The organism is Microbacterium sp. WHRI 7836 (genome assembly GCF_040223885.2).
Taxonomy (GTDB): Bacteria; Actinomycetota; Actinomycetes; order Actinomycetales; family Microbacteriaceae; genus Microbacterium; species Microbacterium oxydans.
Window position 1 is genome coordinate 178,238 of the sequence record NZ_CP168171.1, and the last position, 17,108, is coordinate 195,345.

Consider the following 17,108-nt stretch of genomic DNA (forward strand, 5'->3'; position numbering starts at 1 on the left):
TCATGTTCGATTCGAGAGCAGTCCGATCGTGGGCGGCGATCCCCGCTGTCTTCGCACTCTTCACGCTCGCCGCGTGCAGCGCACCATCGGGAGACGACAAGGCGAAGGACGGGGCCAACGATGCGGCGGCCGCCCGGTTCGTGACCTGCCTCACCCAGGAGGGGCAGACCGCGAAGATCGTCGAGGGGGGACAGGTGGGGATGCTGATGCCCGACGGTCCCGCGAGCGGCACCTCGACGGGCGGCATGATGTCGGTCGAAGCGGGCTCGGGCGACGACGAGGACCTCGCCATGACGATGGTCTTCTCGGACGACGACGGTACGTGGCTCGCATCGACTGCGGCATCGGGCTACCCGGAGGAGGGCGGGCAGCGCGCCGCGTGGGAGACCTGTGAAGAGAAGGTCCCCGAGTTCACGCAGCCGAAGCCCGACATCTCGGACTCCGGAGCGCAGACGCAGATGATCTCGCCGGAGGAGATCATCGAGTCCGGTCTCGCCTTCGCCTCCTGCGCCAGAAAGAACGGCTTCGCCGACTTCGCCGACCCCGATGCTGACGGCATGCTCACCCTGCCGAAGGGGATCAGTGAAGACGAGGCGCGCACGCTTCTCGAAGCCTGCGCGGACACCACGGGCGACATGCCCCCGATGTTCACACAGGAGAGCATCGAAGCCGTCGACTTCGACTGGTTCGCGGTGATGAGCGAGTACTTCGAGGGCATGGTCTCCGCCGCCACCGTCCTTCCGTCGAAGGACGACGAATGAGCCGCCGGCTGACCAAGGTGCTCGTCCCGGTCGGAGTGCTGCTCGTGGCGGCCGCCGTGACCGTGGCCGTGCTGCAGCCCTGGAGCTCGGTGGCCGAGTCACCGGATGAGGAGAAGGCGCCGGTGACGGTCGAGGCGGAGCTCACCACGCTCACCTCCGATCTGCGCCTCAACGGAACCCTGAGCTACGGGGCGTCGGTCGCCCTGCCGGGCCGTGCCGGCACGATCACCCGCCTGCCGGCGGCGGGGGAGCAGATCGGTGTCGGGCAGGCGATCTACGAAGTGGACGGGAAGCCGGTGATCGCGATGCGGGGGGACCGTCCGTTCTGGCGCGACCTGGGCCTCGGCGCGGAGAAGGGGCCGGATGTCAGGCAGCTGGAACAGGCTCTCGCCGATCTCGGATTCGGCAAGAACATGACGATCGACGACGAGTTCACCGCGGTCACCGAGACCAACGTCAAGGCCTGGCAGAAGTCGCTCGGGGTGCCGCAGGACGGCATCGTGAAGCTGGGTGACATCGTCGCGATCAGCGCCGCGTCCGTGCGGGTGGAGTCGGTCACGGCGAAGCTGGGAGACCCGGCGGGGTCGAGTCCGCTCAGTTACACGAGCACGACGCTGCGCGTGGTCGCCAAGCTGACGGATGCACAGGCGCGCGAGATCCTGCCCGCCACGAAGGTGACCGTGATCCTGCCGGACGGGACGGAGGCGCCGGCGACCGTGACCGCCGTCGACCCCGGCGGGCAGCCGACCGAGAAGGAGGGCGAGACCACTCCGCCCACCGCAGACGTCGAGTTCGACGACCCGGCCGTCGCCGAGGGCATCGGGCTGCGCGCGGTCAAGATCGTGTTCGCGACGTCGGAGGTGAAGGATGCTCTGGTCGTGCCGGTCACAGCCCTGGTGGCGACGACCGACGGCGGCTACGCGGTCGACGTGCTGCGCAAGGGCGGAAAGGTCGAACGCGTCGCCGTCGAGGTCGGACTGATCGCCGACACCAAGGTGCAGGTCACGGGCGGAGAACTCGCCGCCGGCGATGCCGTGGTGGTGGCGCAATGAGCCCGGACACGGTGGTCGAGCTCGTCGACGTGATCAAGGAGTACCCGGGCAACCCGCCGCTGCGCGTGCTGCATGGCATGAGCCTCGCGATCGAGAGCGGTGAGCTGGTGGCCGTGGTCGGAGCCTCGGGATCGGGCAAGAGCACGATGCTCTCGATCATGGGCACCCTCGACGACCCCACGAGCGGCACCGTGCTGATCGATGGGACCGACGCCGCGGCTCTGCCCGAACGCGAGCGTGCCGTGCTGCGCGCTCGCCGCATCGGCTTCGTGTTCCAGCAGTTCTTCCTCCTGCCCGCACTGAGCGCGCTCGACAACGTCGCGCTCGGTCTGCTCTACTCCGGCGTGCCGTCGGCGGAGCGTTCCACCCGGGCGGCCGCAGCGCTGGAGCGGGTGGGCCTCGGCGCGCGCATGAAGCACAGACCCGGTCAGCTGTCCGGCGGTGAGCAGCAGCGCGTGGCGATAGCCAGGGCGATCGTCGGCGCTCCGTCGGTGCTGTTCGCCGATGAGCCGACAGGTGCGCTCGACTCGACGACGGGCGATCGCATTCTCGAACTGCTCACCTCGATCGCCGATTCCGGCACGGCCGTCGTGATCATCACGCACGATCCGCACATCGCCGAGCGCACGCAGCGGCAGGTCGGCATCCACGATGGCCGGATCGTGAGCGACACCGGCTCGCGCGTGAAGGAAGAGGTCGCCGCATGAGACGCAGAGGGGAGCGGATGCCGCGACTCAGTGTCGCTGACAGCATCCGCACGGCACTCATCGGTCCCCGCAGTCGCAAGATGCGCACGGCGCTGTCAGCGCTCGGCGTGGCGGTGGGCATCGCGGCGCTCACCGCGATCACGGGCATCGCCGCCTCGAACCAGGCCCAGCTGCTGGCCGAACTCGACTCCCTCGGCGCGAACATGATCGTCGTGCAGCCGGGCTACGGGCCCGACAACAAGCCGGTCGAGCTGCCGGAGACGGCCGCCGGGATGATCGAGCGGGTAGACGGGGTCGAACGGATCGGGGTGCTCGAGAAGGTGCCGGACGACACGGGGGTGTACCGCAACGACCTCATGCCGAAGAGTCAGGGCAACGGACTGACCGCCTATGCGGCGAGTCCCGACTTCCTGTCGTCGGTGGAGGGATCCGTGGCGAAGGGCTCGTGGTTCGACGAGACGGATCGCTCGCTGCCGGTGACCGTGCTGGGCGCGGCGGCTGCGGCGCGCATGGGCATCACGGAGCCGGGCGTGCGGGTATGGATCGGCGAGCAGTGGTACACCGTGATCGGGATCCTCGACGCAGCGGGCCTCGCCGAATCCATCGACGCGAGTGCGTTCCTCGGCGACCGGTGGGCGGCCGAGCACGTGGCGAAGAAGAGCGACGGCAGGATCGCCGCGATCTACGTGCGCATGGCCGACGGTGCGACGGGGGAGAAGGTCCGCGATGCGATCGCCCGCGCAGCGAACCCCTCGTCCCCGTATGTGCAGGTGAACGGGCTCGGCGACCTCGCCGGTGCGCGGGACACCGCGGATGACTCGCTGTCCGGCCTCGCGGTCGGACTCGCGGCGATCGCTCTGCTGGTCGGAGGGATCGGCATCGCGAACACCATGGTGGTGGCGGTGTTGGAGCGGCGCGGCGAGATCGGTCTTCGACGTGCGCTCGGCGCGCGCTCGGGGCAGATCGCGGGTCAGTTCGTGGCGGAGGCGATCGTGCTCGGCGGGCTGGGGGGCCTCGCCGGAGCCGCGGTCGGCGCGCTCGGGGTCGTCGTCTACGCCTCGATCCAGGGGCAGGCGGTGACGATCCCTGCGGTCGTGCTGTTCGGTGGCCCGGTCGTGGCGCTGGTGGTCGGCGTGATCGCCGGGCTCTACCCCGCGATCAGCGCCGCGCGCCTGTCGCCCACGGCGGCACTCCGCACGGTCTGAGGCCCTGGGTTCGGTTTCGAATCGCGCGAATGGTCCCTTTCACGGCGCGGATAGAACCGTTCGCGCGATTCGAAGGTGCCGCCGAGCGCGGCGAAACGCCCCGGCCGGGGAGAAGTCCCCGGTCGGAGCGTTCCGTCTCGCTTGGCGTCGATCAGCTGACCTTCTTCCGGTAGGAGATGATCGCGAACACGTAGGCGACCACGAGGATCCCGACGCACCAGGCGAGGGCGACCCAGATCTCGGACCCGACCGGCTCCTGCGCGAACAGCGCCTGGATGGTGTTGACGATCGAGGTGACGGGCTGGTTGTCTGCGAACCACTGCACCGGTGCCGGCATGGTGTCGGTGGGCACGAACGCCGAGCTGATGAACGGCAGGAAGATCAGCGGGTACGAGAAGGCACTCGCGCCGTCGACCGTCTTGGCGTTCAGGCCCGCGATGATCGCCAGCCAGGTGAGTGCCAGCGTGAACAGCATCAGGATGCCGATGACTCCGAGCCAGGCCCAGAAGCTCGCCCCGGTGCGGAAGCCCATGAGGAATCCGACGCCGAAGATGATCGCCAGGGTGATGGCGTTCGCCGTGAGGGACGTGAGCACGTGGGCCCACAACACGCTCGATCGGGCGATCGGCATGGAGTGGAACCGCTCGAAGATGCCGCTCTGCATGTCGGTGAACAGCCGGAACGCCGTGTAGGCGATGCCCGACGCGATCGCGATGAGCAGGATGCCCGGCAGCAGGTAGTTCACGTAGTTGTCGACGCCGGTGCTCTGCTGGAGGGCGCCGCCGAAGACGTACACGAACAGGAGCATCAGGGCGATCGGGGTGACTGCCGTGGTGATGATCGTGTCGGGGCTGCGGAAGATGTGCCGCATGGAGCGGCCGGTGAGTGTCGCCGTGTCGGCGGCGAAGTGCGTGGTCATGCTGCCTTCTCCTTTCCGGATGAGGGGCCGATGAGGGTGAGGAAGATCTCCTCGAGGGTGGGCTGCTTCTCGACGTACTCGACCTTCGCGGCCGGAAGCAGGCGCTTGAGCCCGGCGAGGGTGTCGTTCGCGATGATGCGGCCCTCGTGCAGGATCGCGATGCGGTCGGCCAGCTGCTCGGCCTCGTCGAGGTACTGCGTGGTGAGCAGCACGGTGGTGCCGGTGTTCGCGAGCTCCTTGACCACGCCCCACACCTCGATGCGGGCTTCGGGGTCGAGGCCGGTCGTGGGCTCGTCGAGGTAGATGACTTCGGGGTCGCCGACCAGACTCATCGCGATGTCGAGCCGGCGACGCATACCGCCTGAGTAGGTGCCGACCTTGCGCCCGCCGGCCTCCGTCAGACGGAACGTGGCGAGCAGGTCGTCGGCGACCTTCCCGGCGTCGGGCAGATGCCGCAGCTTCGCGACGAGCACCAGGTTCTCGCGTCCGGTGAGGATCTCGTCGACCGCGGCGAACTGTCCGGTGAGGCTGATGCGCTCGCGCACTCCGACCGGGTCTGCGGCCACATCCACGCCCTGCACCGTCGCGGTTCCGGCATCCGACTTCAGCAGGGTGGAGAGGATGCGCACCATGGTGGTCTTGCCGGCGCCGTTCGAGCCGAGGAGGGCGAAGATGCTGCCCTTCTCGACCTCGAAGTCGACGCCGCGCAGCACGTGCAGATCTTTGTAGGACTTCTCGATGCCGCGCACCGAGATGGCGGGGTTCGTCATGACTCGTTCTCCTTCTTCTTCGCGTCGTCGAACGCCTTGATGAGGCGTGCGCGCTCCTTGTCGATCCACTGCCGTCCGCCGTACGCGGCGGCGTAGTTCTCGGCGAACTCGACCGGGTCGTCTCCGACGATGGCGCTGACCGGGGTGCCGTCGAGTGCGGCGCGCTCCCACATGTCGGCGATGTCGAGGAACATCTTCACGATGGTGTCGCCGTCGGTGACGCCGCCGTAATACATGTTGTAGCGCTGCTGGGCCTTCGCCATCTCCCGGTACGGCTCGGGCAGTGCGTTGATGCGGGCCTGCGCCTGCTTGTACAGCTTCTTCTCTTCGAGTGATCCGGTGATCGCTTCGATCCACTTCGCGGCCATGTCAGTTCTCCTTGTTCGTGGTGTCGGTGTTCGTGCTGTTCAGCTGTTCGATGTGCGTCTTGAGGAAATCCCAGGTCTTCCAGAACTCCTCGAGCTCCTGCCGGCCCTGCGCGTTCAGGGTGTACACCTTGCGGGGCGGACCCTTCTCGCTCGGGACCTTCTCGACGTCGACGAGGCTCTTCTGCTCGATGCGCACGAGGAGTGCGTAGATCGTGCCCTCGGCGATGTCGGTGAATCCGTGGTCGCGGATGCGTGTGGTGATCTCGTACCCGTATGCCGGCTGCTCGGCGAGGAGGGCCAGAACGATGCCCTCCAGAGTGCCCTTGAGCATCTCGGTCATCTGCTTGCCCATCAGGTCCTCCTCTCCTTCTCGGTTCAGTACTCAGTGTTGCTGGGTACCGGTACAAAGTAACACTGAGTACCGGTACTTAGCAACACTAAATACCAAATTTCTTCCCGCGCTCGACGCCGAGACCCATCGCCTGCGCCGAGACCCACGCCTGCACGCGCCTAGAGCCGTGGGTCTCGGCGGCAAGAGTGGGTCTCAGCGCCGAGAGGGGGTGGAGGAGGGAGGGAGGTGGGGGGGCTAGGAGCGGAGGTAGGCCAGGACGGCGAGCACGCGGCGGTGGCCGCTGTCGCTCGAGGCGAGACCGAGCTTGGCGAAGATATTGCCGATGTGCTTGCTCACCGCGGTCTCGGTCACGAAGAGCCGGTCGGCGATCGTGCCGTTGTCGAGGCCTTCCGCCATGAGGCCGAGCACCTCGCGCTCGCGCGGAGTCAGCGTCTGCACCGGGTCGTCGGCGCGACGACGGCTCATCAACTGCGAGATCACCTCGGGATCCATCACCGTGCCACCCGCGGCGACGCGGCGCAGGGCGTCGATGAACGCGGCCACCTTGCCGACGCGTTCCTTGAGCAGGTAGCCGAGACCGTCGGCTCCCGCTGCCAGCAGCTCACCGGCGTAGCGATCCTCGACGTATGCCGACAGCACGAGCACGGGGAAGCCGGGGCGACGGGCACGGGCCTCGGCGGCGGCCTTCAAGCCCTCGCTGGTGAAGGTCGGCGGCATCCGCACGTCGACCACCGCGGCATCCGCCTCGTCGAGCCGGGAGAGGAGGTCCTCGGCGTTGTCCACGGCCGCGACCACCTCGAACCCCTCGCTACGCAGCAGCAGCGCCAGCCCCTCGCGCAGCAGGGTGTCGTCTTCGGCGATCACGATCCGCATGGCAGCTCCGCTCTCAGGGTGGTGGGGCCCCCGACTGGGCTCGTCACGTCAAGGGTGCCCTCGAACGCCTCGATGCGGCGACGGATGCCGGCGACCCCACCGCCGGGTCGCTCGACCGCGCCGCCCACACCGTCGTCTTCGACCGTGATGACCAGAAGCTCGCCGTCGCGCTCGACCCGCACCGCGGCCCGGGTCGCCTCGCTGTACTTGCTGACGTTCGTGAGCGCCTCCGCCACGACGAAGTAGCTGGCCGACTCGACCGCCGCCGGCACACGTCCGATCTGGTCCGTCTCGACCGTGCAGGGCACCACGGTGCGCCCGGCGAGCGACGCCAGGGCACCCTCCAGCCCCAGCTCATCGAGGATCGGCGGGTAGATGTCGTGCACCGTGCGGCGGAGCCCTGCGAGCGCCTCGGTTGCGGCATCCTGCGCTCGCCGCAGCGGCTCGAGCACGTCGCCGCCGATCTCCTGCGCGCGCTCGGCGATCCCGAGCATCATCACCACGTTGACCAGGCGGTTCTGCGCACCGTCGTGCAGATCGCGTTCGATCCGGCGCAGCTCGGCCGCGTGGGCGTCGAGCGCGGCAGCACGGCTGAGGGTCAGGGCGTCGACACGGGCCGCGAGGCGCGACTTCTCCGGCGTCGCGAGCAGCTTCGCCGACACGAACGACACCAGACGGGCGACGGCCGGGATCAGGAAGACCGCGAGGAGCGCATACGCCACCGCGAGCAGCGGCATCGTGGCCGCGAGTTCCCACGACGTGACGGGGTACACCGAGCCGACCGGGTCGTCGGCGGGGGCGAACTGCCAGTAGTAGGTGATGGCGAGGGTGTTGATCGCCGCGACGGGGAGCGAGATCGTCAGAAGAGAGACGAACAGCACCGGAATCCCCTGCACCGCCAGCCACAGCACGTCTCGGCCGGTGGCGCGCGAGAACGCGAAGCGCAGACGATCGTCGAGCGTTGAGCCCGGCGGGAGCACGTGGCCGATCGGCGTCAGCTCCTCTCCCCGGTAGGCGCCCACACGTCGACGGTTCAGGTCTGTCCAGCGGTGCAGGCGCTGCACGGTCTCGGGCATGAGCAGCACGCCGCCCGTGAGGATCATGAAGGGGAGCAGCACGATGCCCAGGCAGAGGAACACCACGGATGCGATCGAGACCGCGGCCTCGACGGCCAGGTATCCCCACGCTCGCAGCCAGCGGCGCATCCATCGGTCCTTCACTCTCACAGTCTGCCCGAGCGATCGCGACGGCACGGTATAGCCAGCCCCACCATCGAAGCGGCAGCGGGCGGGATGGGATGCCGCCCGGCCCGTCCCTAGCGTCGAATCATGACCTCCACACCACTCGCCTCGGCCGTGAACACGCGGCCCTCCGAAGCACTCCGGTTGCAGTCCGTCGTCAAGACCTACGGTTCCGGCGCCAGCCGCGTCACCGCCCTGCGCGGCGTGGATCTCGCCATCGCGAAGGGCACGTTCACCGCGATCATGGGCCCGTCCGGCTCGGGCAAGAGCACCCTGCTGCACAGCGCTGCGGGACTCGACCGGCCGAGCAGCGGCACCGTGCACCTCGGCGGGACCGAGATCTCGGGGCTGAAGGCGCGCCAGCTCACGGCGTTCCGTCGTGATCACGTGGGATTCGTCTTCCAGGCGTACAACCTGCTGCCGGCTCTGAACGTCGAGGACAACATCACGCTGCCGCTGCGGCTCGGCGGCCGTCGTCTCGAAACGCAGTGGCTCGACTTCCTGCTCCACGCCGTGGGGCTCACCGAGTTCCGCCGCCGCCGCCCGTCCGAGCTCTCCGGCGGTCAGCAGCAGCGGGTGGCGATCGCCCGCGCGCTCATCACCCGGCCCCATGTGGTGTTCGGCGACGAGCCGACCGGCGCCCTCGACTCCCGTTCGGGCAAGCAGGTGCTCGATCTGCTCGCGCACACGGCACGAGAGCTGAATCAGACCGTCGTGGTCGTGACCCACGACCCCGTGGTGGCCGCGCACGCGGATCGCACCATCTTCCTCGCCGACGGAGCCTTCGCGGGATACCTCGACGGTGCCGACCCTGCGCAGATCAACGCCCGCATGAGCGCATTGGGCGAGTGGTGATGTCGGGGTCGCTGGGTCTGGGGCGACTTGTCGGCGCCGACCTTCGCCATCACCGCGGAAGCTTCGTCGGCGTGGCGGTCGCGGTGTTCGTCGCGAGCGCACTGGTGACGGGCCTCGGCGTGCTCGTCGAATCCGGCATGCGCGGAGGGCTGGCGCCCGAGCGCTACTCCGCGGTCGACATCGTGGTCGGTGCGCCACAGCAGGTGGATGTGCCGGAGGACCTGCCGGTTCCCCTCCGGGAGCGCGCGCCGCTGCCGGTCGACGCGGTGCGCGACATCGCCGCCCTTCCGGGAGTCGACCGCGTCGTCGCCGACGTCACGGTTCCTCTCGTCCTGCAGGAAGCGGATGCGGCTGGTGCCGTCGTGGTCGAGGCGCACCCCTGGCCCGCCACCGCTCTGACCGGCTTCGAGCTGCATGAGGGGCAGGAACCCGCGGCGGCGGATGAGGTCGTCGTCACCGTCGGCAGCGGTCGTGCCGTGGGCGACACGGTCGTCCTTGCCCACGGCGGCGTGCCGTCGGAGTACCGCGTCGTCGGCGAGGTCGCCGCTCCGGTCGCACCCGAACGCGGCGCACATGTCTTCCTGAGCGAGCGCCGCATCGACCAGCTCGACCCGCACGGGGGTGCCCCGCAGGCGCTCGGCGTGTTCGTTTCCGGGGCGGATCCCGAGCAGACGGCGAGCGCGATCCACGAGGCCGACCCCGGCCTGGTCGCCCGCACGGGTGACGCCCGCGGCGACGTGGAGTTCCTCGACTCGGGTGCGGCGCGGTCCACGCTCGTGGCCATCGGCAGCGCGTTCGTCGGCACCTGCATCCTCGTGGCGATGTTCATCGTGGCAGGCACGCTGTCGCTGTCGGTGCAGTCGCGCCGTCGTGACTATGCCCTGCTGCGCGCGGTCGGTGCGAGCCCTTCCCAGGTGCACGCGCTCGTCGCCCGTGAGGTGCTGTGGGTGTCGGCGGTCGCCGTTCTGCTCGGCATCGTGCCGGGATACCTGCTGTCGACCGTGCTGCAGTCGGCCTTCGTCGCCGGGGGTGTGATCCCGGGCGACTTCGCCCTGGCATTCAGTCCGCTTCCCGCGGTCGGAGCGGTGCTGCTCGTGCTCGCCTCCGCCTGGGGTGCCGCGCGTATCGCGGCGGCTCGGGTCGCGAAACTCGATCCGGTGGAGGCTCTGCGCGAGTCGGCGACGGGTGCCCCCGCCATCGGACTGCCTCGCATCATCACGGGCATCGTGCTCGCCGCTGCGGGCATCTCGGTCTCGACCGTGCCGCTGGTGGTGCGCGGGCAGATCGCGGCCGGTGCGGCGGCCGGCGCAGCCATGCTGCTGATCATCGCGTTGGCGGTGCTCGGCCCGTGGCTGGTGTCGCTGAGCGTCCGCCTGATCGGAGCGGTGCTGCATCGGCTCTCATCCGCCGGCTTCCTCGCTTCGGCGAACGCCGCGGCCAACAGCAGGCGCCTCGCCTCCGCGATCCTGCCGATCGCCCTCGGCATCGGTCTGGGACTCGTGCAGATCGGGGCGCCGTCGATCATCGCGGCCGAGGCGGCGACGCAGGCCAGTGCCGGCGTCATCGCCGACCTGCGCGTGACGGCCCCGGCGGGTCTCTCGCCCGACATGATCGACACCATCCGTGAGACACCAGGGGTGGCCGAGGTCTCGGGGGTCGCCCTCAGCGCGGCGGTGGTGGACTCCTTCGATTTCGAAGGCAAGCTCCAACGAGACGAGCACGTGCTGCAGGGCATCGATCCGACGAACATCGCGAACAGCCTCGATCTGCGGGTGCGGGAGGGGGCGCTCGCGCAGCTCGACGGCACCACCACGGTCGCGGTGAGCACGGACGCCGCGCAGGCGCTGGGGCTGAACATCGGCGGAACGGTCGTCGGGTACCTGGGCGACGGCTCGCCCTTCGAGGCCGCGGTCGTCGCGGTGTACGAGCGGGGTCTCGGCTTCGGCGACCTCACCATGGCCGCCGATGCGGTCAGTGCCCACACCACGGCAGGTCTCGATGCCTTCGCGCTCGTGGCGGTCGACGCGGGCGCAACGGATGAGGTCCGTGCAGCGTTGGGCGCGAGCGGTCTGCTCGTGACCGACGGATCGGGGCTGCGGGCTGCGGGTGCGGGAGCGCAGGCCCAGCAGGGGTGGACGAACCTCATTGCTCTGCTGGTGATCCTCGGCTACATCGCGATCGCGGTGGTGAACACGCTCGTGATGGCGACGGGGGAGCGTTCGCGCGAACTGGCTCTGCTGCAGCTGATCGGCGCGTCCCGCAGGCAGGTGCGCGCCATGATGCGCGTCGAGGCGATGCTGGTGGCGGTGATCGCGATGGTGTTCGGTGTCGTGGTCGCGATCCCTCCGCTCATCGGGGTGAGCATGGGGATCTCGGGCCAGCCGGTACCCGCCCTCCCGGTGCTCGGTTCGCTGGCGATCGTCGGTGTCATGGGCGCGCTGGCGCTCGTGGCGATGTGGATCGGCACCGTCTCGTCGATGCGCACGCGTCCGATCGACGAGATCGGGTCGCGACAGTAGCGCCCCGCACCCGAGCAGGCGCACCGGTCTCCACGGTGCGCCTGCTCGGCGTCTCCCCCGCGCGCGGCGGTCCCCCTCGCGCGTGGGGGAGGTGGCACGGGAGGGAGGGGTGAAAAGGCGGGGTGAAAAACCTGCGCCCGCCCGGAACGGACCTCGCGCCCACGCCAGGCTGGCGGTGGCCCGGACCGAGTCCACCATGCCCGAATGGTGCTCGGCGGTCGCCTGAGGGGGCGGGGGCTTCCGTGCGCGAACGCGCAGCGGCGAAGCGATGAATGGGGAGACAGTCATGGGATTCCGTGTTGCCCGCAAGGACCACACATCCGATGGCCTTCCGTCCGAGCGGTTCAGCCGCTGGCGGGGCCGCGCGAAGAAGCTGATCGGGGGCGCCGTCAGCACGGCGCTCGTCGCCTCGTCGATGGTCTTCATCGGTGGAACGCTGACCGCCGCTCCCGCGGCCGCGGCCGACCCGTTCCTCTGCACGCCGGGAGCGGTGTACGTGCAGAGCGCCACCGAGGTGCGCGAGTTCGTCGTGAACGAGCAGGGCACGCCCGGCAACGGTGGAACGCTCGGTGCCAGCACGCTCGGCGTCGACCACTCCAACAACGCCCTCGGCATCTCCTCGAACGGCCGCTACGCGTACACCGTCACCAACGCCGCCGGCACCAAGACCCTCGCCAAGCACGATCGCGTGACCGACACCACGACCCGCACCACGTTCTCGCTGAACTCGTCCGTGCTCCGCGGCGCCGTCCACCCGGTCACGGGTGTCTACTACTTCGCCAGCGGCACGGTGAACGGCGCCATCAACCTCTACGCGTGGGAAGAGAACGTCACCCCGCAGACCTTCGTCCAGGTCGGAACGCTCCGCCCGACCGCGGGCAGCAGTGCCTTCGGTGCGAACGGGGACATGGCGTTCAGCGCCTCGGGTCAGCTCGTGCTCGTGGCGGACAACTTCATCTACTCCTCCGACCTGCCCACCTCGCTCACCCCGAGCACCGCCACGATCGACGCCAAGCAGGTGCACGACATGGGCGCCGGCGTCCAGGGCAACGGCATCGCGTTCGGAAACCTCGGCCACATCTTCGTCTCGGTCTCGGGCGGCGGAAACCGCATCATCGAGGTCGACCTGCCCCGTGGCGAGACGGTCAACACGACGTCGCTCGGAACGTTCCAGCCCACCGACATGGCGAGCTGCACGTTCCCGAACACGCTCACGCTGAAGAAGGATCTCCCGGAGGGGCGTCACCTCGCCACGGATCAGTTCGCCCTGCGCGTGCAGTCGCCCGCCGGGTACCAGGTCCCCCAGACCGACGCCGTCACGCGCGGTGAGCGCACCGGACTGCAGCCCGACTACGCGGGCCCCGTGTTCACCAACCAGGGCGACGTGTTCCGACTGAGCGAGGCGGCATCCGGCACGACGGATCGTACGAGGTACGCCGAATCCCTCGACTGCGTGCAGGTCAATCCCGACGGTTCGACGGTGCCGGTCGCCGTGACGGCCGACGGTCAGGTGACTCAGCCCGCCGGATCGCTCGGCACCGACGTCACGTGCACGTTCACCAACGTGCGCCTCGCTCCGGATCTGGCACTGCGCAAGACCTCCGACCCCGCCCCGGGGGCGGCCGTGCACGCCGGCCAGCGCATCACCTACACGGTCGAGGCGGAGAACACCGGCAACACGCGTCTCGACCCCGTGCAGGTGGCCGACGACCTCTCCGGTGTGTTCACGTCTGCGACCTACCAGGGCGACATCGCCACGAAGATCGACGGAACGACCGTCACCTCCGGCGCCGCGACCGTCACCGGCGACGACCTCGCCTGGACCGGCGTGCTCGAGCCCGGCCAGGTGGTCACCATCACCTATTCGGTGATCGTCGACGAGGGCGCAGAGGGAGAGCGGATCGCCAACAGCGTCACCGCCTCCGGCACCCCGCCGGGCACCCTTCCCCCGCCCACTCCGCCGACCGTCACGACCGAGCACCCCGTGGCGGGGTACACGGTGGTCAAGACGGCCGACCCGGCATCGGGCACCGTCGTGGAGCCCGGTCAGGTCATCACCTACACGGTCACCGGAACCAACACCGGCGCCACCGTCCTGAACCCGGCATCGATCGCCGACGACCTGTCGGGTGTGCTGGCTCACGCCACCTACAACTCCGACATCGCGACCACCGTCGGCGGTGCCCCCGTGACCTCTGGGGCGGCGACGATCAACGGGAACGCCCTCTCCTGGACCGGCGCGCTGCAGCCGGGACAGGCTGTGACCATCACGTACTCCGTGACCGTCGGACCGGAGACCTCCGGCAAGATCCTGAAGAACACTGTCAGCGGCACGGCGACGCCGACCACCCCGAAGCCCGGTGACCCCGAGGGCCCGCAGGTGCCGGGAGAGCCGATCGTCCCGCCGACGACGACCACCGAGCACCCGGTCGTCGGCTCCGGCTTCACGATCAGCAAGTCCGCCGACCCCGCGTCGGGCACGGCCGTGTCCGCGGGCGACACCATCACGTACACCATCACCGGTACCAACACGGGTGACACCGACCTCGACCCGGCGAAGATCGTCGACGACCTGTCCGGTGTGCTCGACAGCGCCGCCTACAACGACGACGTCACCGCCGACCGCGGCTCCGTCGCCGTGTCCGGCACCACGCTCACCTGGACCGGCGCCGTTCCGCGCGGCGAGTCCGTCGTCATCCGCTACACCGTCACGGTCGACGCCGATGTCCAGAAGGCGCTGCTTCACAACACCGCCACCGGCACGGCCACGCCGCGCATCCCGGTCGACCCGAGCGACCCCGACAGTCCCACGACGCCTGGCACGCCGATCGTGCCGCCCGCCGTGGAGACGAACCACCCGGTGGTCGACACCGGCTTCGAGGTGACGAAGTCCGCCGATCCCGCCTCCGGCACCGCCGTGCGCGCGGGTGACACCATCACCTACACGATCTCCGGCGTCAACACGGGCAACACCGCACTCGACCCCGCGACGATCGTCGACGACCTGTCCGCCGTCCTGGCGCACGCACAGTACAACGGCGATGTGACGGCCTCCGCCGGCGCGGTCGCCGTCGTCGGCACGACGCTCACCTGGAACGGAGCGCTCGCACCCGGCACTCGCGTCGACATCACCTACACGGTGACGGTCGATGCCGATGCGACCGGCGTGCTGCTGCGCAACACCGTCACGGGTGAGGGCACCCCTCTCATCCCGACCGACCCGACCGACCCCGAGAGCCCGACCACGCCGGGCACCCCGGTGACGCCCCCGCCCTCCACCACGGAGCACCCGGTCGCCACCCCCGGTTTCACGGTGTCGAAGTCGGCCGACCCGGCGACGGGCACGCGTGTCGACCCTGGCAGCGTGATCACCTACACCGTCACGGGCACGAACACGGGCGACACCGTCCTCGATCCCGTCTCGATCGCCGATGACCTGCGCCCCGCGCTGGCTCACGCGGCCTACAACGACGACGTCTCGGCCAGCCGTGGCGACGCCCGCGTGGCCGACGGGGCGCTGTCCTGGAGCGGCACGCTGCGCCCCGGACAGGACGTCGTCATCACCTACTCGGTGACTGTCGACGCGAATGCGGGTGGCGAGACGATCGCCAACACCGTGACCGGCACGGCGACGCCGCTGATCCCCACGGATCCGAGCGACCCGGAGAGCCCGACGACCCCTGGCACGCCGATCACGCCCCCGCCGGCGACCACCGAGCACCCGGTCAACCAGCCCGGATTCACGTTCGCCAAGACGGCCGACCCCGTCGCGGGAACGGCCGTGGACCCCGGCGACGTGATCACCTACACGCTGACCGGCGTGAACACCGGTCAGACGGTGCTCGACCCGGTCGCGATCGCGGACGACCTGTCCAAGGTGCTGCCCTACGCGTCCTACAACGAGGATGCCGCCGCGGTCGTCGCCGGAGCACCGGCAGGAGCAGTGGCGTTCGACGCCGCGAAGCTCAGCTGGTCGGGCGCCCTCGCGGTCGGTCAGACCGTCACCGTCACCTATTCCGTGACAGTGAAGGCCGAAGGCGTCGGCTCCGTGATCGAGAACAGTGCGACGGCGACGGCGACCCCGCCGGGAGGCGAGGAGATCACCCCGCCGCCCGGCACCACGACGAACGCCGTGAACGTGCCCGGATTCTCGGTGTCGAAGAGCGCCGACCCGGCAGCGGGCACGGCGGTCGACCCCGGCAGCGTCATCACGTACACCGTGACGGGCGTGAACACCGGCGAGACCGTGCTCGACCCCGTCGCCATCACGGACGACCTCTCCGGTGTGCTCGCGCACGCCGACTACAACGGCGATGCGACGGCCAAGATCGGGAACACGGAGGCGACGGCACCCGCCGTCACCGGTGAGCGTCTGTCCTGGACGGGCGCGCTCCAGATCGGCGAGACCGTCACGCTCACCTACACGGTGACCGTGAAGGCGGACGCCGGCGGCACCATCATCGAGAACTCGGCATCAGGCTCGGCGACCCCGCCGGGCGGCGTGCCGCCGATCGAGACGCCCCCGGCGACGACGGAGCACCCGGTCAACGAGCCCGGCTTCGAGCTGCGCAAGTCGGCCGATCCCGCCTCGGGCACCAGGGTCGACCCCGGCAGCGTCATCACCTACACGGTGACCGGCGTGAACACCGGTGAGACGGCGCTGGATCCCGTGCGCATCAGCGACGACCTGTCCGGCGTGCTCGACCACGCCGCCTACAACGGCGACGCGACGGCGACCGTGGTCGACGGATCCGCACCCGCTCCTGTCGTGAACGGCGACGAGCTCACCTGGACGGGTGCCCTCGCCATCGGGCAGCGCGTCACGATCATCTACTCGGTGACCGTGAACGGCGACGCGGGCGGTGCGACGATCGCGAACAAGGTCGCAGGTACCGCCACACCGCCTGGCGGCGGCGAGCTCACGCCTCCGCCCGTGACGACCGAGAACCCTGTCGGCACCCCCGGCTTCGCGTTCCTCAAGACCGCGAACCCGGGATCGGGCACGGCGGTCGCCACGGGAAGCACCGTCACGTACACGCTCGTCGGCACCAACACGGGCGAGACGGGGCTGGACGCCGTCGTCATCACAGACGACCTCTCCGGAGTGCTGTCGCACGCCGATCTGAAGCCCGGTGCGACCGCGGTCGTCGGCGAGCGGACGGTGGCAGCACCCGTGGTCGACGGTACGCAGCTGCGCTGGACGGGCAGCCTCGCCGAGGGTGAGAGCGTGACGATCACCTACTCCGTGACCGTGCATGCGAACGCGGCGGGTGCGACTCTCCGCAACGCGGCTGTGGGCACGGCCACCCCTCCCGGCGGTGGGACGATCACGCCGCCGCCCAGCACGACCGAGAACCCGGTGCTGACGCCGCTCGCGCTCACCGGTGGAATCCTCGCGCCCTGGGTGCTGGGTCTTGCGATCGCTCTGCTGCTCGGCGGTGCCGTGCTGCTGATCCTGCGTCGACGCCGCTCCCAGGCCTGACGGT

At 69.7% G+C, this 17,108-nt stretch carries 13 protein-coding genes; 7 read left to right on the top strand and 6 right to left on the bottom strand.

Going from position 1 to position 17,108, the window contains the following annotated elements:
* Positions 1–2: 2 nt before the first annotated feature.
* From ABRP18_RS00885 to ABRP18_RS00900, 4 genes are read left to right on the top strand one after another with little or no spacing between them, the layout of a single operon-like run.
* Positions 3–761 carry a hypothetical protein gene (locus tag ABRP18_RS00885; protein WP_349885267.1) on the top strand — a complete coding sequence of 253 codons (759 nt, stop codon included), beginning with the start codon at positions 3–5 and terminating at the stop codon, positions 759–761.
* Positions 758–1,813 (top strand): peptidoglycan-binding protein, encoded by a 1,056-nt coding sequence (locus ABRP18_RS00890; protein ID WP_349885268.1) that lies wholly within the window; start codon positions 758–760, stop codon positions 1,811–1,813. Before ABRP18_RS00885 ends, ABRP18_RS00890 begins: the two co-directional genes overlap by 4 nt.
* The gene (locus ABRP18_RS00895; protein ID WP_061017445.1) at positions 1,810–2,520 is read left to right on the top strand and encodes an ABC transporter ATP-binding protein; all 711 of its coding nucleotides are present in this window, start codon (positions 1,810–1,812) and stop codon (positions 2,518–2,520) included. Before ABRP18_RS00890 ends, ABRP18_RS00895 begins: the two co-directional genes overlap by 4 nt.
* Positions 2,521–2,537: 17 nt before the next feature.
* Positions 2,538–3,725, top strand: a complete 1,188-nt coding sequence (locus ABRP18_RS00900) for an ABC transporter permease (protein WP_058630819.1) — start codon at positions 2,538–2,540, stop codon at positions 3,723–3,725.
* 151 nt (positions 3,726–3,876) lie between these two features.
* Here ABRP18_RS00900 and ABRP18_RS00905 read toward each other — a convergent pair whose 3' ends face one another.
* The 6 genes from ABRP18_RS00905 to ABRP18_RS00930 form a co-directional block, all read right to left on the bottom strand.
* Positions 3,877–4,644: an ABC transporter permease gene (locus tag ABRP18_RS00905; RefSeq protein WP_061017443.1), complete on the bottom strand. Its 768-nt coding sequence runs from the start codon at positions 4,642–4,644 to the stop codon at positions 3,877–3,879.
* Entirely contained in the window at positions 4,641–5,414 is a 774-nt protein-coding gene (locus ABRP18_RS00910) for an ATP-binding cassette domain-containing protein (RefSeq protein WP_349885269.1), read from the bottom strand. The genes ABRP18_RS00905 and ABRP18_RS00910 overlap by 4 nt, the downstream gene beginning before the upstream one ends.
* Entirely contained in the window at positions 5,411–5,782 is a 372-nt protein-coding gene (locus tag ABRP18_RS00915) for a DUF1048 domain-containing protein (RefSeq protein ID WP_349885270.1), read from the bottom strand. Before ABRP18_RS00915 ends, ABRP18_RS00910 begins: the two co-directional genes overlap by 4 nt.
* Before the next feature lies 1 nt (position 5,783).
* Positions 5,784–6,134: a PadR family transcriptional regulator gene (locus tag ABRP18_RS00920; protein WP_046748117.1), complete on the bottom strand. Its 351-nt coding sequence runs from the start codon at positions 6,132–6,134 to the stop codon at positions 5,784–5,786.
* 234 nt (positions 6,135–6,368) lie between these two features.
* Positions 6,369–7,007, bottom strand: a complete 639-nt coding sequence (locus ABRP18_RS00925) for a response regulator transcription factor (RefSeq protein WP_349885271.1) — start codon at positions 7,005–7,007, stop codon at positions 6,369–6,371.
* Entirely contained in the window at positions 6,995–8,227 is a 1,233-nt protein-coding gene (locus tag ABRP18_RS00930) for a sensor domain-containing protein (RefSeq protein WP_349885272.1), read from the bottom strand. The genes ABRP18_RS00925 and ABRP18_RS00930 overlap by 13 nt, the downstream gene beginning before the upstream one ends.
* A gap of 108 nt (positions 8,228–8,335) precedes the next feature.
* On the opposite strand from ABRP18_RS00930, the gene ABRP18_RS00935 reads away from it, so the two are divergent.
* The 3 genes from ABRP18_RS00935 (at position 8,336) to ABRP18_RS00945 (ending at position 17,104) form a co-directional block, all read left to right on the top strand.
* Positions 8,336–9,103, top strand: coding sequence for an ABC transporter ATP-binding protein (locus ABRP18_RS00935; protein WP_058632917.1), 768 nt, complete (start codon positions 8,336–8,338; stop codon positions 9,101–9,103).
* Positions 9,103–11,622 (top strand): ABC transporter permease, encoded by a 2,520-nt coding sequence (locus tag ABRP18_RS00940; protein WP_058632919.1) that lies wholly within the window; start codon positions 9,103–9,105, stop codon positions 11,620–11,622. Before ABRP18_RS00935 ends, ABRP18_RS00940 begins: the two co-directional genes overlap by 1 nt.
* A gap of 286 nt (positions 11,623–11,908) precedes the next feature.
* On the top strand, positions 11,909–17,104 hold the full coding sequence (locus tag ABRP18_RS00945) for an isopeptide-forming domain-containing fimbrial protein (protein WP_349885273.1): 5,196 nt from the start codon (positions 11,909–11,911) through the stop codon (positions 17,102–17,104).
* The last annotated feature ends 4 nt before the right edge of the window (positions 17,105–17,108 follow it).

Coding starts and splice junctions, on each gene's coding strand:
- ABRP18_RS00885 (WP_349885267.1), top strand. CDS start 3: ATGTTCGATTCGAGAGCAGTCCGATCGTGGGCGGCGATCCCCGCTGTC.
- ABRP18_RS00890 (WP_349885268.1), top strand. CDS start 758: ATGAGCCGCCGGCTGACCAAGGTGCTCGTCCCGGTCGGAGTGCTGCTC.
- ABRP18_RS00895 (WP_061017445.1), top strand. CDS start 1,810: ATGAGCCCGGACACGGTGGTCGAGCTCGTCGACGTGATCAAGGAGTAC.
- ABRP18_RS00900 (WP_058630819.1), top strand. CDS start 2,538: ATGCCGCGACTCAGTGTCGCTGACAGCATCCGCACGGCACTCATCGGT.
- ABRP18_RS00905 (WP_061017443.1), bottom strand. CDS start 4,644: ATGACCACGCACTTCGCCGCCGACACGGCGACACTCACCGGCCGCTCC.
- ABRP18_RS00910 (WP_349885269.1), bottom strand. CDS start 5,414: ATGACGAACCCCGCCATCTCGGTGCGCGGCATCGAGAAGTCCTACAAA.
- ABRP18_RS00915 (WP_349885270.1), bottom strand. CDS start 5,782: ATGGCCGCGAAGTGGATCGAAGCGATCACCGGATCACTCGAAGAGAAG.
- ABRP18_RS00920 (WP_046748117.1), bottom strand. CDS start 6,134: ATGGGCAAGCAGATGACCGAGATGCTCAAGGGCACTCTGGAGGGCATC.
- ABRP18_RS00925 (WP_349885271.1), bottom strand. CDS start 7,007: ATGCGGATCGTGATCGCCGAAGACGACACCCTGCTGCGCGAGGGGCTG.
- ABRP18_RS00935 (WP_058632917.1), top strand. CDS start 8,336: ATGACCTCCACACCACTCGCCTCGGCCGTGAACACGCGGCCCTCCGAA.
- ABRP18_RS00940 (WP_058632919.1), top strand. CDS start 9,103: ATGTCGGGGTCGCTGGGTCTGGGGCGACTTGTCGGCGCCGACCTTCGC.
- ABRP18_RS00945 (WP_349885273.1), top strand. CDS start 11,909: ATGGGATTCCGTGTTGCCCGCAAGGACCACACATCCGATGGCCTTCCG.